This is a genomic window from Qipengyuania sp. ABI-127-1, from assembly GCA_022953095.1.
Taxonomy (GTDB): Bacteria; Pseudomonadota; Alphaproteobacteria; order Sphingomonadales; family Sphingomonadaceae; genus Qipengyuania.
The window spans coordinates 1,017,393-1,038,504 of sequence record JALJCR010000001.1 but is presented as its reverse complement, the minus strand read 5'-3'; the positions used below and the strand labels follow the sequence as shown (position 1 = coordinate 1,038,504).

Below are 21,112 nucleotides of genomic sequence, written 5' to 3'. Positions count from 1 at the left end.
ACCGCCTGAGCATGCGCGCCCTCGCCTCGCCGCCCGAAAGCGGCTAGAGGGCGCGCCATGCATTTCCTCGATCAAGCAAAAATCTACCTGAAGTCCGGCGCGGGCGGCCCCGGCGCCGTCAGTTTCCGGCGCGAAAAATATATCGAATATGGCGGCCCCGATGGCGGCAATGGCGGCAAGGGCGGCGATATCGTGTTCGAAGCCGTGCAAGGCCTCAACACGCTGATCGACTTCCGTTACGCCCAGCATTTCAAGGCCAAGCGCGGCAATCACGGCCAAGGCAAGGACCGCACCGGCGCCGGCGCGCCCGATCTGGTGATCGAAGTGCCCGTCGGCACGCAGGTCCTGTCGGAGGACAAAGAAGAGGTGCTCGCCGATTTCACCGAAGTCGGGCAGCGGGTCGTCTTCCTCGAAGGCGGCATGGGCGGTCGCGGCAACGCCAGCTACAAGACCAGCACCAACCGCGCGCCCCGCCAGCACCAGCCGGGCGAGCCGGGTGAAGAAATGTGGGTTTGGCTGCGGCTCAAACTGCTGGCTGATGTCGGACTTCTGGGTCTGCCCAATGCAGGCAAGAGCACGTTTATCAACCAGGTGTCGAACGCTAAGGCGAAGGTCGGGCATTATGCCTTCACCACGCTGGTCCCCAAGCTGGGTGTGGTCACGCATAAGGGGCGCGAATTCGTCATCGCCGACATTCCCGGCCTGATCGAAGGTGCGGCGGAAGGCGCCGGCATCGGCGACCGTTTCCTCGGTCATATCGAGCGGTGCCGCGTGCTGATCCACCTGATCGACATTTCGGGCGACGATCCGGCCGAAGCCTACAAAACCGTCAATGCCGAGCTCGAGGCTTACGGCGGCGGTCTCGCCGACAAGCCGCAGATCGTCGCGCTCAACAAGCTCGACCTCGCCGACGAGGAACTGGGCAATGCGTTTGCCGAGGAACTGCTGGCAGCAGGCGCGGAAAAGGTCTTTCCCATCTCGGGCGCGACGGGCACGGGAATTTCCGATCTATTGGACGGTGTGCTGGCCTATCTGCCCGACCGCACTTCGACCGAAACCCATGCCGAGGAAGTCGAGGATGAGAGCGACTCGCCCGACTGGTCGCCGATCTGATCTTTCAAGGGCTCAACATTTCGTCACACCCGCGAAGGCGCGGGTCCCGCTAAATCTTCGGTTCTAGGCTTGAAGAAAAGCGGGATTCCCGCTTTCACCTCCGGTCAGTTGCGCTTCCGCGGGAATGACAATGAAAGTTTTGAACTCCCTCCCCGACCTGCGCCAAGCACGCCGCCTCGTAATCAAGGTGGGCTCGGCGCTGCTGGTGGAGGGCAAAAAGGCGCGCGCCGATTGGCTGGCGACGCTGGCGACGGAAATTGCAGACTTGACGCGGAATGCCGAGGTAATCGTAGTCTCCTCCGGGGCAATCGCGCTGGGTGCAGCCAAGCTGGGGCTTGCCAAGGGCGGTCGCGGAAGTCTCGCCGATGCCCAGGCCGCGGCATCGGTCGGTCAGGTTGCACTGGCCCGGCTGTGGTCCGATGCACTTGGAACCCACGGTATTACTGCAGCGCAGATGCTGGTGACGCTGGGCGATCTGGAAGACCGGCGTCGCTACCTCAATGCCTCTGCCACCCTTGGCCGCCTGCTCGAGGCCGGTACGGTCCCGGTGGTGAACGAGAATGATAGCGTCGCGACCGAAGAAATTCGCTTTGGCGATAACGACCGGCTTGCTGCGCGTGTAGCTCAGGCTGCGGGCGCCGACGCGGTGGTGCTGCTGTCCGATGTCGATGGATTGTACGACCGCGACCCACGGGAATCCGGTGCAAAACTCGTCGAGCGCGTCGAAGGCGTCACACCCGAAATCATCGCCATGGCAAGTAGCGCGTCATCCTCGGGTCTCGGTTCGGGCGGAATGCTCGCAAAACTGCAAGCCGCGCGCATTGCCGAACGGGCGGGCATCACACTCGCCATCGTGAACGGCACCCACCCTTCGCCCATTTCCCGCGCGCTCGACAGCGGCACCGGCACCCTGTTCCCCGCGCAAGCCGATGCCAGCGCACGCAAGGCGTGGCTCGGCGGGCGGCTCGCACCCTCGGGCGTGGTAACGGTCGACCTGGGGTGTATGACCGCGCTCGAAAACGGCGCGAGCGTGCTTGCCGCGGGCATCACCGGGGTCGAAGGCACGTTCGGTCGTGGCGATCTCGTCGCAATTCATGGCCCAAAGGGCGAGCGGCTCGGCCAGGGGCTGGTCGAATATACCTCGACCGAATGCAGCGAGATCCTGGGTCTGCGCGAAGATCAGCAGTCCGCAAAGCTCGGCTATGCACCGCGCGCCGCCGTGATACACCGCGACCACATGGTGCACGCATGACCATCGCATTGACCGGTGCCACCGGTTTCGTCGGCAAGGCCGTGCTCGACGAGGCGGTCCGGCGCGAGGACCCCCTGCGCGCACTCACCCGCCGCACGCAAGGCCCGCGCCCCCACGTCGACTGGATCGAGGGCGACCTCTCGAATCCTGCCGCGCTCGCAAGCCTGTGTCACCAGGCCGACGCCGTCATTCATGTTGCCGGCCTCACCAACACCCCCGACCCCGGCCAATTCGAAGTGGCCAATGTCGGCGGCACCGCACGGCTGATCGCGGCTGCGAAACAGGCGCAGGCAAAGCGCTTCATTTTCGTTTCCTCGCTTTCTGCACGCGAGCCGGACCTGTCCGCCTATGGCGCATCCAAGGCAAAGGCGGAGAAGCTGGTCGAGGCAAGCGGGCTCGACTGGACCATCGTGCGCCCACCCGGCGTCTATGGCCCGCACGATATCGATTATTTCGAGATGTTCCGCAGCGCGAAATTCGGCTTTGTCCCCTTGCCTCCAGGCGGAGCGAGTTCGATCATCCATGTCGAGGATCTTGCCCGGCTGCTGCTCGATCTTGTCGATGCCTCCCCCGCCCTCGTCCGCCGCCGCATGTTCGAGCCCGACGACGGGCGCGAAGGTGGTTGGTCGCACAAGGAAATGGCCAAGGCGATCGGCAAGGCAGTCGGGCGACCGATCTTTGCCCCCCACCTGCCCCAATCGGTATTGGAAAGTGCCGCGAAGCTCGACCGGATGCTGCGCGGCGACAAGGCACGCCTCACAGCCGACCGGGTGGGTTACATGACGCATCCCAACTGGGTTGCGCGGTCTTCCAAGAAGGTGCCCGAAGCGGTCTGGTCGCCCCGGATCGAAGGGGAAGAGGGGCTGCGATCGACCGCCGATTGGTATCGCAAAAAAGGATGGCTTTGAGGGTCTGGACATTCGCGCCGGATTGCCCGAAAGGCGCTGTTCCCGGTCGCCGGCTTAGCTCAGTTGGTAGAGCAGTTGATTTGTAATCATCAGGTCAGGGGTTCGACTCCTCTAGCCGGCACCACCTTCCCCGCATCACGCTCCTACAGGAACGGTTCCTCGCCGGGCTTGTGGATCCCGCATTCGACCTTGTCCCAGCCGGACCAGCGGCCCGCGCGGGGGTCTTCGCCTGCGGAAACCTGGCGCGTGCAGGGTGAACAGCCGATGCTGGGGAAGCCGCGTTCGACCAATGGATGGCGCGGCAGATCGTGGCGTTCGAAATAGGCAGCGATATCCTCTGAAGACCAATCGATCAGCGGATTGATCTTCAGGCGACCCTGCGCATCGGACGAATCGACTTCGAAGCGCGGTAGGTTGGCCCTGGTGGCGGATTGGAACGCTTTGCGCCCCGTGAAGCTCGCATCGAAGCCCGCCAGAGCCGTCTCCAACGGCTTGACCTTGCGCAATTCGCAGCACCCATCGGGATCGTAGGACCACCTCAGCCCGCTTTCGTCGCGCGCCTCGAGATCCGCGATCTCGGGGTATAGATCGACCCGGTTGAGGCCCAGACGATCGGTCAACTCATCGCGATAGGCGAGTGTTTCGGGGAAATGCTTGCCCGTCTCCAGGAAAAGCACCGGCACCGTGGGATCGACCTGCGCAATCAGATGCAGCAACACCGCGCTCTCCGCGCCGAAGCTCGACACCACCGCCGTATCGCCGACCAGACTGCCCTCGATCACTGCGCGCAGCCATTCCTCCGTCTCCGTGCCGCGAAACATCCGGTTGAGGCGGATGGCATCCTGCTCGGTGAAGCGGGGGCCGGTATCGATGCGGTCGATAGCGCGCACTGCGTTCATGCGTGCCGTTTGGACCAGATCGGCGTGCGATCGTCCGCTGCCTGCTGGTAAACTCCGGGCCATCTTTCGAGCGCGGCTGCCACATCGTCCATATCGAATTGCTTGTCCGGTTCGAAGGCGTCGAAACCGCACCGGCGCATATAGGCCAATTGGTCGACCAGAACATCGCCGACAGCGCGAAGCTCACCCTCGTATCCGGCTTCGCGCAGAATGCGGGCGGAGGAATATCCGCGCCCGTCACCGAAGGCGGGAAAGTTCACTTCGATGAGAGCCAGCCTTTCGAGATGCGGCACCAGAGCGCGCGCATCGTCGCCCGGTTCGATCCTCACGGCAGTGGCATTCGACTGGTCCAGAAAGGAATCGACGGTAACCGCCGGGTGATCGACGGGCTCATCGTCGCGATAGCGCAGGGTATCAGCCATAGAGCGCCTCCTTGAAGGGGTTCATGCCGATGCGGCGGTAAGTGTCCACGAAACGTTCGCCGTCCTGGCGCTCGTTCTCGTAGACGGTGGTCACGGTTTCGACCGCATCGACGATGCCATGTTCGTCGAAACCCGGGCCGGTGATTTTGGCTAGGCTGACATCCTCGGCCTCGCTCCCGCCAAGCAGGAGCTGATAATTCTCGACGCCTTTCCGGTCGACGCCGAGGATACCGATATGGCCAGCATGGTGATGCCCGCAGGCATTGATGCAGCCCGAAATCTTGAGCTTCAGCTGGCCCAGAGTACCGGTCTTGCCGGTCTTGGCGAAACGCTCTGAAATGCGCTGCGCGATCGGGATCGAGCGGGCATTGGCGAGGCTGCAATAGTCGAGGCCGGGGCAGGCGATAATGTCCTCGACGGTGTCGAGATTGGGGCTGCCCAGACCCGCCTCTTCTAGCGCGGTCCACAGCGCGTGGAGGTCGGCCTTGCGGACATGCGGCAGGACGATGTTCTGCGTGTGCATGACGCGCAGCTCGTCGAAGCTGTAATCCTTGGCCAGATCGGCCATCAGCCGCATCTGTTCGGCGGTGGCATCGCCGGGAATGCCGCCGACTGGCTTCAAGCTGATCACAGCCGAAACATAGCCATCGGCCTTGTGCGGAACCGTGTTGCGATCGACCCACAGGGCGAAGTCGGGATCGCTGCGATCGATTTCGTACGCAGCGCGAGTGTCGAACAGCGGGTCATCGAAGAAGGTCCTGATCCGATCAAGTTCGGCAAGCGGCGGTTCCACACCCTGATCAAGAAGGTGTTCGAACTCCTGTTCCACCTGCCTTGTATATTCCTCCGCGCCCAGTTCGTGGACGAGGATCTTGATCCGCGCCTTGTACTTGTTGTCGCGGCGACCGTAGCGGTTGTAGACCCGCAGACACGCCTCGGCATAGGTCACGAGCTGGTCGAGCGGCACGAAGGGATTGATGCAGGGCGCGATCATCGGCGTGCGGCCCATGCCGCCGCCGACATAGAATGCCGCACCCAGCTCGCCCGCATCGTTTTTCACGATGTTGATGCCGATATCGTGCAACCGCATGGCTGCCCGATCGGTCTCGCTGGCGATGACAGCGATCTTGAACTTGCGCGGCAGGTAACTGAATTCTGGGTGGAAGCTGGACCATTGGCGCAGCAGTTCGGCATAGGGTCGCGGATCGACGATCTCGTCGGCCGCAGCGCCGGCGAAATGGTCCGAACTGATATTGCGGATGCAGTTGCCGCTGGTCTGGATGGCATGCATCTCGACCTTGGCCAGATCAGCCAGGATATCCGCCGCATCCTCCAGCTTGATCCAGTTGTACTGGATATTCTGCCGCGTCGTGAAGTGGCCGTAACCGCGATCGTATTTATCGGCGATGTCGGCCAGGGCATGCATCTGGCGGCTGTCGAGCGTGCCATAGGGGATGGCGACACGCAGCATATAGGCGTGGAGTTGCAGGTAGAGGCCGTTCATCAGCCGCAATGGCTTGAACTGGTCTTCGGTCAGCTTCCCTTCGAGACGGCGACGCGCCTGATCACGGAATTCTTCCACGCGGGCGTCGACCATCGCCTGGTCGTATTGGTCGTATGCGTACATCAGATCACCCAATTGCCGATTTCGGGATCGGCGGGCTTGAGGGTCAGGTCGGGGCGGACGGTGGGGCCGAGCGCGCGAACGCGCTCCTTGATGTGCGAAGGCCGGGGGTTGCCCTCATGCAGTTCGGCATCGACCGCATAGGGCACGTTTACCCGCCGCGCGGCCTCCTCGCTCCGGGCGATTTCGTCTTCGCTCCCCGTCACATCGACCGCGTCCTCGATATGGATCGACCAGTCGCTGCCGGTCCACCATGTGACGGCGCCAGTCTTGAGATCGTTTCCGGTCAGCAGCCTCATCGCGCGGCCTCCCGAGCGGTCATGGCCAGTGTTGCATCGTCGCGTGCGGTGACTTCGCCGATCACGATCAGTGCCGGGCTGACGACCTCTTCACGCTCGACGAGGTTGGGCAGACCGGCCAGCAGCCCGCGCAGAACCCGCATTTCGGGCCGGGTGCCGTTCTCGATCACCGCCACAGGCATATCGGGGGCCAGGCCGTCTTCCATCAGCTTGTCGGCAATCTGCGGGGCGGTCTTCACGCCCATATAGATCACCAGCGTGCGACCCTTACCGGCAAGCCCGGCCCAATCCTGGTCCTTCAAGCCCTTGCACTGGCCGGCCACGAAGCTGACGATGCTCGATGCATCACGGTGGGTCAGCGCGATCTGCGCCGCCGCCGCCGCCCCATTGGCGGCGCTGATGCCGGGGACGACTTCGACCGCAACGCCAGCGGCACGGGCGACTTCGGCTTCCTCGCCGCCGCGCCCGAAAATGAATGGATCACCGCCCTTCAAACGGACGACATCCCCGCCCGACCGCGCGATCCGCACCAGCAAATCGCTGATCTCCTCCTGCGGGAGGGTATGGTGCGACCGACGCTTCGCCACTGAAATCAGTTCGGCATCCGCGCGGGCGAGATTCAGAATCGCGGGATCGACGAGACCGTCATGGACGATTACACGTGCCCGCTCGATCAGCCTTGCAGCACGGATCGTCAGCAGGTCGGGATCGCCCGGCCCCGCGCCAACGAGATAAATGGTTCCGGATTTTGCCATGCCCGCAAGATGCGGCGTATCCCGGCCCGGCGCCAATCAGAATGCGTGTGCCACAAGGAAGGCCAGATTTTGAAACAGACGCTGTGCGCGCAGCAATCTATTCTTTCGTAACTTCGGGAGTGTCGCTGCGCTGCCCCATGATCTCGATCAGGCGGTCGAACTGATCGCTGGACCGGATATGCAGATCGCGCTGCGGGAAGGGGATTTCTATTCCGTGCTCCTTGAACAGCCACCACAGCTTCTTCAGCACGGCGCTGCGTACATTGCCCACCCCATCTTCGGGATCGGTGATCCAGCAGTGAATCGTAAAATTGACCGAACTGTCGCCATATTCGGTCATCCACACAGTCGGCGGAGGCGCCTTGAGTACGCGCTCATAGCTCTTTGCCGCCTCGAGCATCAGCTCTTCGGCCAGCTTCATGTCGGCATCGTAGCTTACGCCGACGGGGACCTGCATCCGCACGTTTTTCGACGAATAGGACCAGTTTTCAACCTGGTTTATCATCAAGTTTTCGTTGGGGATCAGATACTCTCTCTGGTCGCGCGTAGTGACCGATACGGCGCGAATCCCGATCTTGCGGATTTGGCCGAAGCTTTCGTTGCCCGCCATGTCGGTAACGGCGATCACGTCACCCGGCTTGATCGATCGATCCATCAGCAAAATGATCCCTGCGATCAGGTTGCCGAAAGTTTTCTGCAAGCCGAAACCGATCGCAAGACCGAAGGCCCCGGAAAAGACTGCAAGCGCGGTCAGGTCTATCCCGAGCAGGTCGATGCCGAGGAAGAACGCTGCCGCCCAGACGATGATCGTGGCGATTTTTTCGACCAGCAATTGCTGCGTTTCGTCCAGCCGGGTCATCCGCCGCACGATCCGGCGCGCCATCTTGCTGACGAACCAGGCAAACACAAGGACACCGGCGATAACGGCGCTTACGATCAGCACGTCGAACAGCGAGATACGGAACGTACCGAAGGATAGGGCTACCGCATCGAGCGTATCGATGACCGAACCGACCGTTTCGCTTTTGGAACTGAGCGCTTCTTTCGCGCCTTCGGCGGCGGCCACCGCGCTTTCTTCCTGAGCCGGCTCGGCAAGGCTCCACGCCTGTTCGACCGGAACAAATTCCGCCGCGGTGTCCTCGCTCGGTGGGGTTTCGCCCTGCACGTCTATCCTTCGTTCAGTGCCGCAAAGCCATTGGCCAGATCGGCGATAAGATCATGGGTATCTTCCAGCCCGATGGATACACGGATGGCATGACGATCCTCAACCCCCCAGCCCGGCTTCGGCCACGGCATCTTGCTGCGCACCGGTTCGACATCGAACGGCAATGCCAAGCTTTCGAACCCGCCCCAGCTATAGCCGATGCCGAACAGCTCCAGCCGATCGACAAGGCGGCAGCGCGCCGCATCGTCGCGCCCTTTCAAGACAAAACTGAACAGGCCGCAGCCTCCGGTGAAATCGCGCTGCCACAGGGCATGGCCCGGCGTGCCGGACAGCATCGGAGAAAGGACATGCGCGACCTCTTTCCGGCTCGCAAGCCATTCGGCAATGGCGAGCGCGCTGGCACTTTGCCGCTCCAGCCTGACGCCCATCGTGCGCAATCCGCGCAGGACCAAGGCCGCATCGTCGGGCGAGACGACAAAGCCTAGCTGCTGCGCACCGAGCCGCAAGCGGCGATACCAGCGCTCACCCGCACTCGCCGCCCCCATCATCACGTCGGAATGCCCACCCACATGCTTGGTCAGCGCGGTAATTGCGATATCGCAACCGTGGCCAAGGGCGGCAAAACCAAGCGCGGTAGCCCAGGTGTTGTCGACCAGGCTCACCGCCCCCTTGGCCCGTGCGATACGGGCCAGCGCGGGAATATCGCAGACCTCCATCGTCAGACTGCCCGGCACTTCCAGCATCACCGCACGGGTCCGTTCGCAGAACGCCGCTTCATATGCTTCGAGATCGAGCGGGTCGAAGAAGCGGTGCTCGACGCCGAAGGTCTTGAGCAACCCCATCGCGGTACTGCGCGTGGGATCATAGGCATTATCGGCCACCAGCAGAACGTCACCACTGCGCAGGACCGCGAGGAGGGCCCCCGCGAGGGCAGCCAGACCGCTGGGGTAGAGCACCGTTCCCGCAGCTCCGGGCTCCAGCGCCGTCAGCGCTTCGCACAAGGCCCACTGCGTTGGCGCACCGCGGCGGCCATAGAAGAACGAACCATCCTGATTGCTGCTCTTGCGAGCCCTGAGGTCCGCGCAATCGGCGTAAAGATGCGTGCTTGCGCGCCAGATCGGCGGATTGACCACATCCCGGGAAAAGCTGCCCGACCGCCCCCCTGTGACAAGGCGTGTCGCGGGGCGATACCTGCTGTCGTCCTCATCCGCCATTATCAGCGCGCCGCCCCCTTTTCCTTGGGCAGATCTGGGTCGTCGCTCCATTCCAGCCAGCTACCGTCATAGACGGAAACGTCGTCCTTGCCCGCGAGATGCAGACCGAAAGCAAGAACGCAGGCGGTCATCCCGCTATTGCAGGAGGTGACGACCGGCCTGTCGAGATCGATACCCGCAGCAGCGAAGATCGATCGGATTTCCTCGGCGGAACGATAGGTTCCGTCGGCAGCCAAAAGCGCGGGATAATGCACGTTCGCTGCCCCCGGAATATGACCCTCTGAGCCGCTGCCATCCTCACCCGCGAAACGCGCGGTATCGCGAGCATCCACGACCTGCTCGGCGCGCGAGCGGCAATTGGCGAGCATGTCCGTCTTGGAGCGAACCGCACGCAGCGCATGGGGCGCCGGATAAGTGCTTTGCGCGGACGATGCCGCGCCTTGTTCGAGCGGGCGCCCTTCGCTTTTCCATTTTCCGAGTCCACCATCGAGAATCGCAACCTGGTCGAAGCCGTAAAGTCGCAAGATGAACCAAGCTCGCGCGGCGGTCCTGATCTGGCTGTCATCATACAGGACCACGCGGCTGCTGGGCTCTATTCCCATCTGGCTCAGCCGGTCGGCGAACTGCCGCGCGTCCGGCAGGGCCTTGGGCACTGAAGAGGCCGTATCGACAAAACTCACCAGATCGAGAAAACGCGCGCCCGGCACATGCCCTTCGACGAATTCGACCGAACTCTTACGTGGACTGTCGGGCAAATGCATCGTTGCATCCACCACGACGAGATCTTCGGTATCGAGATTGTCAGCGAGCCATTGAGTCGAAACAAGACTGTCCATCACCATCCGGTTAGCCGCCGGAAGGGACTAAGTCGAGCTAGGCAAGCTCGCGCTGGGAAATTTGCCCGTATGTACGCGGCCCTTCGTCCAGCCGGATGGGTTGCAGGCGCCCCCCACCGGGCGAGCCGAGCCCGACCACGAAAGTTTTCAGCAAGGCACCCTCGCCCGACCCGTCCACCCGCACACGCATCAGCGGCACCAGCAGGGGAAGCCGACCCTGCCGGATGACATGCGCCTGGGCGAGCGGGAGCTGTACCTGGCCGTCGAGCGTGACGAACTGACGAGGCGCGATACGGGCAATCTCGTGCCGTTTCTCGAGCGCAGTGCTCTCGATCGCGACCTGCTCTTCCATCGCCGCATTGGCATGGGCCGAAACCAGATCGATCCCGACTGCGATATCGGTCAGTTGGGCATCGGTTCGATTCCTCAGCGTCAGGCGATATCTGAGCGTGGCGAAGGCAGCGCTGCGAATCAGCTTTTCGCTTTCGACCTGGAGCTGCACCGCATCTGCCAGAGGAACAGCGGCGGTCGGCTTGGCGCGGGCAACGACCGGACGTTCGATATCGTGCACCACTGTTCCGTTGCGGCGCTTGTGGAACAGGAAACCGGCCCCAAGGAGCGCTAGCAAGGCCGCCGCCGCTGCAATCAGCCGCCACGGCAATCTCTCTTCGGCGTGTGTGTCCTCGGCTTCCGGCAAGGGTTCCGGCGCGGTCGACGGTGTCGCGCTGGGACGCGCAAGCGGAGTCGCAGCCGCTCCTTCGCGAGCTGCCGGTGCCGCATCCGGGCGGTCCGGAAGAGGTGACACATCGCGGGTTTCCACCGCGCGCGGTGTGATCGTGGGTAGCGGGGTATTGCGCGGCACTGGCAGCGCGGTTGGAACCTCCCGCGTCGCGGCGGCATCGACCGGAGGAGCTTCGGGCGTAGGTCTCGGCGTCGGCGAGGGCGCAGGTGTCGGCGTGTTGACCACCCGCGGCCCGATTTGCACGCCGCTGCGCGTATCGGCGGGGCCTTGCGCCTGCGGCGTCGCGGTAGGTGTGGGCGCCGGTTCGAGCGAGAATTCGTTGGTCGACTGCGCGTGTGCCGCAGCCGGCAGCACCACTGCCACGGCGATAAGAAGGGTACGGAAGGGAAAGGCCATTGCAGGTCGTTTCGTGGGATCAGGGGCCGCAAAAGTGCAGAGCCGCGCTGAATAGGTACTGAAGGGCAGGCTTCCAAGCCCCGGCTTGCGCTGCGCGGCGGTTCGCGGCAGGAGCGCGACATGAGCGACACACCTGCCCCCAAATTCCTCGGCGCCAATACCGCGCTGCCCGCCTCGCCCGACGAAGCGGAACTCGATTACGTACCCAATCCACGCACGGGCCAGCTCTACATGGTCCGCTTTGCCGTGCCCGAGTTCACCTCGCTCTGTCCGGTGACAGGTCAGCCCGATTTCGCGCATCTGGTGATCGACTATGCGCCGGGCGAAACGATCGTGGAATCGAAGAGCCTCAAGCTGTTTCTCGGCTCGTTCCGCAACCATTGCGGGTTCCACGAGGATGTGACGGTCGGGATCGGCCAGCGCCTGTTCGACGAAATGCAGCCGCGTTGGCTGCGCATCGGCGGCTATTGGTACCCGCGTGGCGGGATCCCGATCGATGTCTTCTGGCAAAGCGGCTCCCCTCCGGACGGCCTGTGGCTACCGGATCAGGGTGTCTCATCCTATCGCGGGCGCGGCTGACGAATAGCCACTGTGGCGCGCCAACCACGCCTCAAGGCGGTGCCGTCGCCACCACGGTCTCGTGAAATCATCCATGCTGTCTGTCGTGTGCGCGCGCGATACGGCGCTGCGATGAAAGCAACCGCCGCTCTCGTCGAGGTCCGCGTTTAGCGATAGGCTGGGCTGCGATCCAATGGCGGAGAGGGTGGGATTCGAACCCACGATACGGTTGCCCGTATACCGCATTTCGAGTGCGGCGCATTCGACCTCTCTGCCACCTCTCCGCATTGTCGGGTGCGCTTGCGGGCACTTGGCCCCGGTCGAAGCGAGCGGGCCGATTAGCTGAGCGCCCCCGCCTTGCCAAGCCCCTTTTCTACAGAATTCGGGGGATCGATTGCGCGAACCCATTGTAAGCACCGGCAAGAACCCCATATCCCTGCCTCTCATGGATCGCGCTCAATATTTTTCCGCTCAGGCCGGTCGCACCATCGTTGCCCCGCGCCGTGTCAAAAGCCGCTTCGCCATTGGCGATGTGGTGAAACACCGCGTATTCGATTTCCGCGGCGTAATCTTCGATATCGACCCGGTCTTCGCCAATAGCGACGAATGGTACGAGGCGATCCCGGAGGATATCCGGCCCGATCGCAACCAGCCTTTCTATCACCTGCTCGCGGAGAGCGACGAAAGCGATTACGTTGCCTATGTCAGCCAGCAGAACCTCGTGACGGACTCGGTCTCGGGACCCGTTTCGCATCCGGACGTGCACCAGTATTTCGAACAGTTCGAAAACGGCCGCTACCGCATGCGGCGGAGTATGACCCACTGATCGCGCAACAGCGCGCTCAGTTCTTGATCTTCCAGCCCGATTTCAACAGCTTGTAGGCCCCAAGCGCAAGCAAGGTATTGAGCACCAGCAACCCCAGCGCAGCCATGGCAACTGCCCGGCCATCGCCGATATCGCTCTGCCCCAGAAAGCCATAGCGAAAACCCGAAATGACATAGAAAAACGGGTTTGCGCGGCTCACCGTCTGGAATGCGGGAGCCAGACGGTCGATGATGTAGAAGGTGCCCGACAGCATCGCCAGCGGCGCGATGACAAAATTCGTCACCGCAGCGTTATGATCGAACTTTTCCGCCCATATCGACGCGAACAAGCCGAGCAGCGAGAGCATGACCGCTCCCATGAGACCGAACCATATGACCGCCCAGGGATGCGCCATCACCAGGCTGACACCGGGATAAAGCAACATCGCACCCGCCACGACGAAGCCCACCGCGACCGCGCGCGTCATCGCCGCGCCGATGATGCCCCCCATCAATTCGCCTTCCGAAAGGGGCGGCATCAACAAATCGATGATCGTCCCCTGGATCTTGCCGGAAAGCAGGGAGAAGCTCGAATTGGCGAAGGCGTTCTGCATCATCGCCATAGCGATCAGCCCCGGCGCGACGAAGGTCGGGAAGTTGACGCCGAGCACTTCCCGCCCGCCACGCCCCAGCGCGACCGAGAAGATGACCAGAAAAAGCAGGGTTGTGATCGCCGGAGCCCAGATTGTCTGCGTCTGGACCTTGAGAAACCGCCGCACCTCCTTCATATAGAGGCTCCACAGGCCAATCCCGTTGATCCCGCGGATCACCGGGCGTCCCCGCGGCGGAAACCGGCCCTTCCCTCCGGCATTACCCTCTACGAAGGAGGCGTCCGGGTTTTCGCTCCCGGGCGATACGGGCTGGGCTTGATCGACCATGGAGGCGCGACTAGGCCCAAGCGCCACGGCATGCAAGCCGCGGCGTCGAGACACGAGATACAGGACTGCGCAATGAGCTGGACCGACGAACGGATCGCAACGCTTAAGAAGATGTGGGAGGGCGGCTCGACCGCCAGCCAGATCGCCGAAGAACTGGGCGGGGTCAGCCGCAATGCGGTGATCGGCAAGGCCCACCGCCTCGGCCTCAAGTCGCGGCCATCGCCGGTAAAGGCGAATGAAAAGAAAAAGGCGCCCGCAAAGCCCAAGTCGGCGCCCAAGCCAGCCGCCAAGAAAACCGCGAAGCCTGCTGCGAAACCGGCAGCTCCCGCAGTGCCTGCCAAGCCTGCGACGCCCCCGGCGCCGAAACAAGATGCGGCGATTCCGTCCCAGCCCCTGCCCAACAAGGGAAGCGACTTGCCGAAGATCGTTTCGGTCGGCCCCGGGGGCTTCCTGCGTCAGGGTCCGGGCGATCAGCAGGCACCAATCCCCCCTGCCCCTCCGCGCCGCCTTGTTCCGGCCAAGCCCAGCCCGGAGATCGCGGACAAGACCAGCCTGCTCGACCTGTCGGACAAGGTTTGCCGCTGGCCTATGGGTCATCCAGGCGAACCCGATTTCCATTTCTGCGGCGAAGCTGTGAACCCCGGCTTCCCCTATTGCGTCGAGCATTGCGGACGGGCCTATCAGGCGCAGCTCCCGCGCGGCGCGCGCCGCCCCCCTCCGCCGCTGCCCTTCGGCGGTCCGCGCGTTCGCTGACACATTCGAAAAAGGCCCGGCCGTCACACGACAGCCGGGCCTTTTCATTTCTACGGGAAAGAGAGAACCATGCCCCTGTCGCTACACGCCGCTTACGTTCCCAGCGCCCTGCAAATGCTCGGCACGGCGAACCATCTGATCGATACCGCCGAGAAGTGGTGCGGCGAACATGATTGCGGACACGACGAATTCATCGGCGCGCGCGTTTTCGAGGACATGTTGCCCTGGTCCTATCAGGTGAAATGTGTCGCCGAGCATACTCAAGGCTCGGTCGAGGGCGTGCGGAAGGGCGTCTATTCGCCCGACCTCAATCCGCCGCCGTCGACCTTCGAAGAGCTACGCGCGAAGCTGGCCGGCGCGGTCGAGGTGATGAAGGCGCTCAGCGAAGACGAGATGGAAGGCTGGATCGGCCAGCCGATGCGGTTCGAATTCAAAGATCGCGGGATGGACTTCACCGCCGAGGATTTCCTCCTCAGCTTCAGCCAGCCAAACTTCTATTTCCACTGTGCGACCGCCTACAACATCCTTCGCATGAAGGGCGTGCCGGTCGGCAAGATGGACTTCATGGGCCGGGTCCGCATCAAGACCTGACCCACGCTTCCTAACGCTTGCGAGCGAACCAGATCGTGTGGCGCGGCCCCTTATTGTTGGGTCGCGCGCGCACTTCGCGCGCTTCCACGTCGAAGCCGCTTTCCTTGAGGCGTACAGTGAACTTGTGGTCGGGCGCGGCGGACCACACCGCGAGGATACCGCCCGGCCTCAAGGCATCGCGCGCCTTGGCCAGGCCGGTCTTCGAGTAGATGCGATAATTGGCATCGCGCACGATCCCGTCGGGACCGTTGTCGACATCGAGCAGGATCGCATCGTACTTTGCAGTCGTGCCGTCATTGGCATCGTCGATCAGCGCCGCGACATCGCAGATGACCACCTTGCCGCGCGGGTCGGAGAGGCTCTCGCCGGTCAGGTGGGCGAGCGGCCCCTCGGCCCATTCGAGGATCTCCGGCACGATCTCCGCCACGGTGACGGATCCGCCCTCGGGCAGCTTGTCGAGCGCGGCGCGGAAGGTGAAGCCCATGCCATAGCCGCCGATCAGCACCCGGGGTTTCGGTGCGTCCAGCTCTGCCAGCGTCAGCACCGCAAGCTGCTCTTCGGAAAACTGCATGCGCGTTCCCATCAGCTCGTCGCGGCCGAGCATGATGATGAAATCGCGGCCGTGGCTGACGAGCGTCAGCGTCTCGCCATCGGGCACGTCGGCAGTCGCCAGGGTTTCGCGGGGCAACATCACGCATTCTCCAAAGCAAAGGGGCCGCAGGCGGACCCGCGACCCCTTCGTTACTGACTAGCGAAGGATCAGTCCTTCAGGAAGTCGGGTACGTGGGCTTCGCCGCCCCCGTCCTTCTTGCCGCCGCCATCGCGATCGCGACGCGGGCCGCCACGGCCACCGCGACGATCGCCGCCACGGCCACGGCCACCCTTGTCACCACGCGGTTCGCGCGGCGGGCGGGTATCTTCCAGCTCTTCGCCGGTTTCCTGGTCGACGACGCGCATCGACAGGCGGACCTTGCCGCGCTGGTCGATCTCGAGGACCTTGACCTTCACTTCCTGGCCTTCGGAAACAACGTCGGTCGGCTTCTCGACGCGCTCGTTCTTCATCTCGCTGACGTGGACGAGGCCGTCCTTGCCGCCCATGAAGTTCACGAATGCGCCGAAATCGACGATGTTGACGACCTTGCCATTGTAGATCTTGCCGACTTCCGCCTCTTCGACGATGCCTTCGATCCACTTCTTCGCGGCTTCGATCTCGTCGGCGTTCGAAGAGCTGATCTTGATCACGCCTTCGTCGTCGATGTCGACCTTGGCACCGGTTTCGGCCACGATCTCGCGGATAACCTTGCCGCCCGTGCCGATGACGTCGCGGATCTTCGACTTGTCGATCTGCATGGTCTCGATGCGCGGGGCATGCTTAGACACTTCGGTGCGGGCACCGGTGAGGGCCTTCGACATTTCACCCAGGATGTGCGCACGGCCGGCCTTCGCCTGTTCGAGCGCGGTCTTCATGATTTCCTGCGTGATGCCGGCAACCTTGATGTCCATCTGGAGCGAGGTGATGCCGTTTTCAGAACCGGCGACCTTGAAGTCCATGTCGCCAAGGTGATCTTCGTCACCGAGGATGTCCGACAGGACGGCGAACTCGTCGCCTTCGAGGATCAGGCCCATGGCGATACCCGACACTGGGCGCTCGATCGGAACGCCGGCGTCCATCATCGACAGACAGCCACCGCAGACGGTCGCCATCGAGGACGAGCCGTTGGACTCGGTGATGTCCGACAGGATGCGGATGGTGTAGGGGAAGTCTTCATGATCGGGCAGCACAGGGTGCAGCGCGCGCCATGCGAGCTTGCCATGGCCGGTTTCGCGGCGGCTGGTGAAGCCGAAGCGACCCACTTCGCCGACCGAATAGGGCGGGAAGTTATAATGCAGCATGAAGTTGTTGTACGACAGGCCTTCGAGCCCGTCGATCATCTGCTCGGCATCCTTGGTGCCCAGCGTGGTGGTGCAGATCGCCTGCGTTTCACCGCGGGTGAACAGCGCCGAACCGTGCGTGCGCGGAAGCAGGCCGACCATCGCTTCGATCGGGCGAACCTGGTCGAGCTTGCGGCCGTCGATCCGCTGGCCATCCTTGAGGATGGCGCCGCGAACGATTTCCGCTTCCAGCTTCTTGACCGCCTTGCCCGCAACCATCTGCGTCTGCGGTTCTTCCTCGGCGAAAGCTTCCTTGGCCTTTTCGCGTGCGGCGTTGAGCGCGTCCGAACGGGCCGACTTGTCGGTCAGCTTGTAGGCGGCAGCGATGTCGTCGCCAACGATGCCGCGCAGTTTTTCCTTGATCGCGCTGGTATCGTCCGAAGTGTCGATTTCCCATGGATCCTTGGCAGCCTGCTCGGCCAGATCGATGATCGCACCGATGACCTTGCGGCTTTCCTCATGCGCGAACATGACGGCGCCGAGCATTTCCTCTTCGGTCAGCTCCTTGGCTTCGGATTCGACCATCATCACCGCGTCCTGCGTGGCAGCGACGACGAGGTCGAGACGGCCGTCTTCGCCGAGCGCGTCTTCGAGGCTCGGGTTGAGGACGTATTCGCCGTTCTTGAAGCCAACGCGCGCGGCGCCGATCGGCCCCATGAAGGGCACGCCCGAAATGGTCAGCGCGGCCGAAGCGGCAATCATCGCGACGATATCGGGTTCGGTTTCGCCATCATAGGACAGGACCTGCGCAATGACGTTGATTTCGTTGTAGAAGCCTTCCGGGAAGAGCGGCCGCACGGGGCGGTCGATCAGGCGGGAGGTCAGCGTTTCCTTCTCCGTCGCGCGGCCTTCGCGCTTGAAGAAGCCACCCGGGATACGGCCCGCAGCGGAGAATTTTTCCTGGTAGTGCACGGTGAGCGGGAAGAAGTCCTGCCCTTCGCGTACACTCTTGGCAGCGGTGACTGCGCACAGCACCACGGTTTCGCCATAGGTGGCCAGAACAGCGCCGTCGGCCTGACGGGCAATGCGGCCGGTTTCCAGAGTGAGGGTCTTTCCGCCCCACTCCAGCGATACGGTTTTCGTGTCGAACATGTATTTTCCTTATGAACCCACACGGCCTTATTGCGGTGCGGGGCCTACAATGCCGGGATGCCGTCCCGGTCCGGTTCGAGGCTTGTTCTGCCTCCATTTGCCGACCTCGCGCCGAATTGCGCAGTGGCCGGATAAACGAAGGGGCGGCCTGAGCCACCCCTTCGAGAAACTCTTACTTGCGAAGACCCAGCTTCTGGATCAGCGCATTGTACCGCTCGACATCGGTCTTCTTGAGATAGGCGAGCAGGTTGCGGCGCTTGTTGACCATCATCAGGAGGCCGCGACGCGAGTGGTTGTCCTTGTGGTTGGACTTGAAGTGCTCGGTCAGGTTGCGAATGCGCTCGGTCAGGATCGCGACCTGAACTTCCGGCGAACCGGTGTCGCCCTTGGCCTGCGCATTGTCCTTGATGATCTCAGCTTTACGCTCGGTGGTAACAGACATGTATTCTACTCCGCGACATCCGGGATATTGAAGCCCCGCACGACCTTGGCCGTACCTCCGCTGAGCTCCATCAGGGCCACGGGCACGTCGTGCAGCGTGGCGAGGTGGAGCCCGTCGGTGTGGGGCAGTTCCGACAGTACCCGGCCCTGGCGGACCGCCTGCGCGCTGTCGGGATCGAGGGGAAGGACCGGGATGTCGTCCAGTCCCGCCTCTAGCGGCAGGAGAAGGTTTTCGATGGCCGCGCCCTTAGCTTGTTTCTCCAGCATGTCCAGTGAAATCGCCTGTTCCTCGCGGAACGGGCCAGCCTTGATGCGCCTTAGATAAGTGACGTGGCCGACCGTTCCAAGCGCGCGTGCGATATCCCGTGCAAGCGAACGGATATACGTCCCCTTGGAAACATGCGCGACCAGTGTGACTCTGTCGGCCAGCTCAAGCGGGGCCTGCGGATCGTAAGGGTCCGGCCGCCCCGCAGTCGTCGCAAAGGCGGAGCGCAATTCGGCGTCCTCGCGCTCGCTCTCGAAGCTGAGCGAGTGGATCGTGACCGAGCGGGTCTTCATTGCGACCTCTTCGCCCGCCCTCGCCCGGTCATAGGCGCGTTTCCCGTCGATCTTTACCGCCGAATAGGCGGGCGGGACCTGCTCGATATCACCGATGAAGTGTTCGAGCACCGCCGCGATGGCCGCCATCGGAGGGCGGTGATCGCTCCGCTCGATCGTTTCGCCCTCGGTGTCGAGCGTATCGGTCTCCTCGCCGAACTGAATAGTGAAAGCGTAAATCTTGTCGCTGTCGAGCATACGCCCGGCCAGCTTGGTCGCCTCGCCCAGAGCGATCGGCAATACGCCTTCGGCCAGTGGATCGAGCGTGCCGCCATGTCCAACCTTGGTTTTGGCATAGCCACTCTGGCGCAGCACGCGCTTGACCGCGGAGACGGCCTGCGTCGAACCAAGGCCGCGCGGCTTATCGAGAATCAACCAACCGTGGGGAGCAGGTTTCGCACCGGTCATCCCGCGATCCCGCGCGCGACCCATTCGGCAAGCTCGAAATAGCGTTCCTGCAACCACAGCACGGGAGGCAGCACCGTATTCTCGATTAGCCCGCTATTCGGGAACGCCCAGGTCGCAGCGATCAACACGATGAAGAACAACATGCCGAGCGATTGCAGCTTCTGCCAGTTGCTCGCCCATTGCCTTGGCAGCAGCCCGCCGACGATATGCGACCCATCAAAGGGCGGTATCGGCAGCAGGTTGAACAGGGCGAGGAAGACATTGATCAGAATGAACATGCCGCCCGCCGTCAGCAACCATTCCGGCGGAACACCGCCCGATGCGATTATCGCCCCCGAAATCGTGCCGAAAAGCAATGCGCCGACAAACGCGAGCAGCAGGTTCGTCCCCGGCCCAGCCGCCGCGACCGCGACCATGCCGAAGCGCGGGTCGCGCAGCCGGTCGCCGCGTACCGGCACAGGCTTGGCCCAGCCGAAAATCGGCCCGCCGAACAGTGCGAGCGCGCCGGGCACCAGCAGCGTGCCGATGGGATCGACATGGCGGATGGGATTGAGCGAGAGGCGCTTTTGTTCCTTGGCCGTCGGATCGCCCAATGCGAGCGCGGTCCAGCCATGGGCGACCTCGTGGAAGACGATGGCGATGATCAGGCACGGGATCAGGATCACCGCGAGCAGGAGCGTTTCGGTCATGGCGGGCTAGATAGGAAGTGCGGGCCTAACCCGCCAGCGCTTCGCGAAAATGCTTGCGACACATGGCGACGTAACGGTCGTTTCCGCCGATTTCGGTTTGCGCGCCTTCGCTTACCGCCCTGCCCTTCGCATCGACGCGCAAGTTCATCGTCGCCTTGCGTCCGCAATCGCACACCGCCTTCATTTCCACCAGCGCATCGGCAATGCCCAGCAACACGGCGGAGCCGGGAAAAAGTTCACCCTGGAAATCTGTGCGCAAGCCATAGCAGAGCACCGGAATCCCGGCATCGTCGGCCAAACGCGCCAATTGCCACACCTGCTCGGGCGTCAGGAACTGTGCCTCATCCACCAATACGCAGGCGATCGGGTCTTGCCCATGGTCGGCCAGCACGCGCGCTTCGATATCGGTGTCGCCTTCATAGCGATGCGCATCGCTTGCTAGCCCGATCCGGCTGGAGATCGCCCCGAAACCCGGGCGATCATCGAGCGCGGCGGTCCACAGCGAGACACGCATACCGCGCTCGCCGTAATTGAAGGCGGCTTGCAGCAAGGTACTGCTCTTCCCCGCATTCATGCTCGCATAATAGAAATAGAGCTTCGCCATCGCCTCTGTCGCTAGCGCTCTTCACACACTCCGGCGAGTCTGCCCGGCAGCACTTCTCCACAAGGACCGTTAAGCATGGC

General features: G+C 63.0%; 23 protein-coding genes and 2 tRNA genes. 8 read left to right on the top strand and 17 right to left on the bottom strand.

Annotated elements, in window-relative coordinates; translation table 11 throughout:
• The first annotated feature begins 57 nt into the window (after window positions 1-57).
• The 4 genes from obgE to MUY37_RS05060 all read left to right on the top strand — a co-directional run bounded on the left by obgE (window position 58) and on the right by MUY37_RS05060 (window position 3,397).
• The gene (gene obgE / locus MUY37_RS05075; RefSeq protein WP_499194298.1) at window positions 58-1,113 is read left to right on the top strand and encodes a GTPase ObgE; all 1,056 of its coding nucleotides are present in this window, start codon (window positions 58-60) and stop codon (window positions 1,111-1,113) included.
• Between the two features lie 124 nt (window positions 1,114-1,237).
• Window positions 1,238-2,365 carry a glutamate 5-kinase gene (proB, locus tag MUY37_RS05070; protein ID WP_499194297.1) on the top strand — a complete coding sequence of 376 codons (1,128 nt, stop codon included), beginning with the start codon at window positions 1,238-1,240 and terminating at the stop codon, window positions 2,363-2,365.
• The gene (locus MUY37_RS05065; protein WP_499194296.1) at window positions 2,362-3,273 is read left to right on the top strand and encodes an NAD-dependent epimerase/dehydratase family protein; all 912 of its coding nucleotides are present in this window, start codon (window positions 2,362-2,364) and stop codon (window positions 3,271-3,273) included. The genes proB and MUY37_RS05065 overlap by 4 nt, the downstream gene beginning before the upstream one ends.
• A gap of 48 nt (window positions 3,274-3,321) precedes the next feature.
• Window positions 3,322-3,397 (top strand) — tRNA-Thr (locus tag MUY37_RS05060).
• Between the two features lie 19 nt (window positions 3,398-3,416).
• Here MUY37_RS05060 and MUY37_RS05055 read toward each other — a convergent pair.
• The 9 genes from MUY37_RS05055 to MUY37_RS05015 form a co-directional block, all read right to left on the bottom strand.
• Window positions 3,417-4,172, bottom strand: coding sequence for a phosphoadenylyl-sulfate reductase (locus MUY37_RS05055; protein ID WP_499194295.1), 756 nt, complete (start codon window positions 4,170-4,172; stop codon window positions 3,417-3,419).
• Window positions 4,169-4,594: a DUF934 domain-containing protein gene (locus MUY37_RS05050; protein ID WP_499194294.1), complete on the bottom strand. Its 426-nt coding sequence runs from the start codon at window positions 4,592-4,594 to the stop codon at window positions 4,169-4,171. Before MUY37_RS05050 ends, MUY37_RS05055 begins: the two co-directional genes overlap by 4 nt.
• Window positions 4,587-6,221, bottom strand: coding sequence for a nitrite/sulfite reductase (locus tag MUY37_RS05045; RefSeq protein ID WP_499194293.1), 1,635 nt, complete (start codon window positions 6,219-6,221; stop codon window positions 4,587-4,589). Before MUY37_RS05045 ends, MUY37_RS05050 begins: the two co-directional genes overlap by 8 nt.
• The gene (locus tag MUY37_RS05040; RefSeq protein ID WP_499194292.1) at window positions 6,221-6,517 is read right to left on the bottom strand and encodes a DUF2849 domain-containing protein; all 297 of its coding nucleotides are present in this window, start codon (window positions 6,515-6,517) and stop codon (window positions 6,221-6,223) included. The genes MUY37_RS05045 and MUY37_RS05040 overlap by 1 nt, the downstream gene beginning before the upstream one ends.
• A complete protein-coding gene (gene cobA, locus MUY37_RS05035; RefSeq protein WP_499194291.1) occupies window positions 6,514-7,272 on the bottom strand; it encodes a uroporphyrinogen-III C-methyltransferase in 759 nt (252 codons plus the stop codon). The genes MUY37_RS05040 and cobA overlap by 4 nt, the downstream gene beginning before the upstream one ends.
• 97 nt (window positions 7,273-7,369) lie before the next feature.
• Window positions 7,370-8,437, bottom strand: coding sequence for a mechanosensitive ion channel family protein (locus tag MUY37_RS05030; protein WP_499194290.1), 1,068 nt, complete (start codon window positions 8,435-8,437; stop codon window positions 7,370-7,372).
• Between the two features lie 2 nt (window positions 8,438-8,439).
• Window positions 8,440-9,651, bottom strand: a complete 1,212-nt coding sequence (metC, locus tag MUY37_RS05025) for a cystathionine beta-lyase (RefSeq protein ID WP_499194289.1) — start codon at window positions 9,649-9,651, stop codon at window positions 8,440-8,442.
• A 2-nt stretch (window positions 9,652-9,653) separates the two neighbouring features.
• Window positions 9,654-10,487 carry a sulfurtransferase gene (locus MUY37_RS05020; RefSeq protein ID WP_499194288.1) on the bottom strand — a complete coding sequence of 278 codons (834 nt, stop codon included), beginning with the start codon at window positions 10,485-10,487 and terminating at the stop codon, window positions 9,654-9,656.
• Window positions 10,488-10,524: 37 nt separating this feature from the next.
• Window positions 10,525-11,625, bottom strand: a complete 1,101-nt coding sequence (locus MUY37_RS05015) for a hypothetical protein (protein ID WP_499194287.1) — start codon at window positions 11,623-11,625, stop codon at window positions 10,525-10,527.
• 120 nt (window positions 11,626-11,745) lie between these two features.
• On the opposite strand from MUY37_RS05015, the gene queF reads away from it, so the two are divergent.
• A complete protein-coding gene (gene queF / locus MUY37_RS05010) occupies window positions 11,746-12,204 on the top strand; it encodes a preQ(1) synthase (protein ID WP_499194286.1) in 459 nt (152 codons plus the stop codon).
• A 173-nt stretch (window positions 12,205-12,377) separates the two neighbouring features.
• Here queF and MUY37_RS05005 read toward each other — a convergent pair.
• Window positions 12,378-12,467: transfer RNA gene (locus tag MUY37_RS05005), tRNA-Ser, on the bottom strand.
• 161 nt (window positions 12,468-12,628) lie between these two features.
• Between MUY37_RS05005 and hspQ the strand changes: the two genes are divergently transcribed.
• The gene (gene hspQ, locus MUY37_RS05000) at window positions 12,629-13,009 is read left to right on the top strand and encodes a heat shock protein HspQ (protein WP_115417364.1); all 381 of its coding nucleotides are present in this window, start codon (window positions 12,629-12,631) and stop codon (window positions 13,007-13,009) included.
• Window positions 13,010-13,025: 16 nt separating this feature from the next.
• Here the strand turns inward: hspQ and MUY37_RS04995 are convergent, their stop codons facing one another.
• The gene (locus MUY37_RS04995; RefSeq protein ID WP_499194285.1) at window positions 13,026-13,925 is read right to left on the bottom strand and encodes an ABC transporter permease; all 900 of its coding nucleotides are present in this window, start codon (window positions 13,923-13,925) and stop codon (window positions 13,026-13,028) included.
• A gap of 72 nt (window positions 13,926-13,997) precedes the next feature.
• Here MUY37_RS04995 and MUY37_RS04990 point away from each other — a divergent pair, with 72 nt between their 5' ends.
• Window positions 13,998-14,678 (top strand): GcrA family cell cycle regulator, encoded by a 681-nt coding sequence (locus MUY37_RS04990; RefSeq protein WP_499194284.1) that lies wholly within the window; start codon window positions 13,998-14,000, stop codon window positions 14,676-14,678.
• A 69-nt stretch (window positions 14,679-14,747) separates the two neighbouring features.
• Complete coding sequence (locus tag MUY37_RS04985) at window positions 14,748-15,269, top strand: DUF1993 domain-containing protein (RefSeq protein WP_499194283.1); 522 nt, start codon at window positions 14,748-14,750, stop codon at window positions 15,267-15,269.
• 10 nt (window positions 15,270-15,279) lie between these two features.
• On the opposite strand, the gene MUY37_RS04980 is transcribed toward MUY37_RS04985, so the two are convergent.
• The 6 genes from MUY37_RS04980 to MUY37_RS04955 form a co-directional block, all read right to left on the bottom strand.
• Window positions 15,280-15,960, bottom strand: a complete 681-nt coding sequence (locus tag MUY37_RS04980) for a spermine/spermidine synthase domain-containing protein (protein WP_499194282.1) — start codon at window positions 15,958-15,960, stop codon at window positions 15,280-15,282.
• A 68-nt stretch (window positions 15,961-16,028) separates the two neighbouring features.
• The gene (pnp, locus tag MUY37_RS04975; protein WP_499194281.1) at window positions 16,029-18,293 is read right to left on the bottom strand and encodes a polyribonucleotide nucleotidyltransferase; all 2,265 of its coding nucleotides are present in this window, start codon (window positions 18,291-18,293) and stop codon (window positions 16,029-16,031) included.
• A 172-nt stretch (window positions 18,294-18,465) separates the two neighbouring features.
• Window positions 18,466-18,735, bottom strand: a complete 270-nt coding sequence (rpsO, locus tag MUY37_RS04970; protein ID WP_499194280.1) for a 30S ribosomal protein S15 — start codon at window positions 18,733-18,735, stop codon at window positions 18,466-18,468.
• A gap of 5 nt (window positions 18,736-18,740) precedes the next feature.
• Complete coding sequence (truB, locus tag MUY37_RS04965) at window positions 18,741-19,739, bottom strand: tRNA pseudouridine(55) synthase TruB (protein WP_499194279.1); 999 nt, start codon at window positions 19,737-19,739, stop codon at window positions 18,741-18,743.
• On the bottom strand, window positions 19,736-20,428 hold the full coding sequence (locus MUY37_RS04960) for a site-2 protease family protein (protein ID WP_499194278.1): 693 nt from the start codon (window positions 20,426-20,428) through the stop codon (window positions 19,736-19,738). Before MUY37_RS04960 ends, truB begins: the two co-directional genes overlap by 4 nt.
• Before the next feature lie 25 nt (window positions 20,429-20,453).
• Window positions 20,454-21,032 (bottom strand): thymidine kinase, encoded by a 579-nt coding sequence (locus MUY37_RS04955; RefSeq protein ID WP_499194277.1) that lies wholly within the window; start codon window positions 21,030-21,032, stop codon window positions 20,454-20,456.
• Window positions 21,033-21,112: the final 80 nt, after the last annotated feature.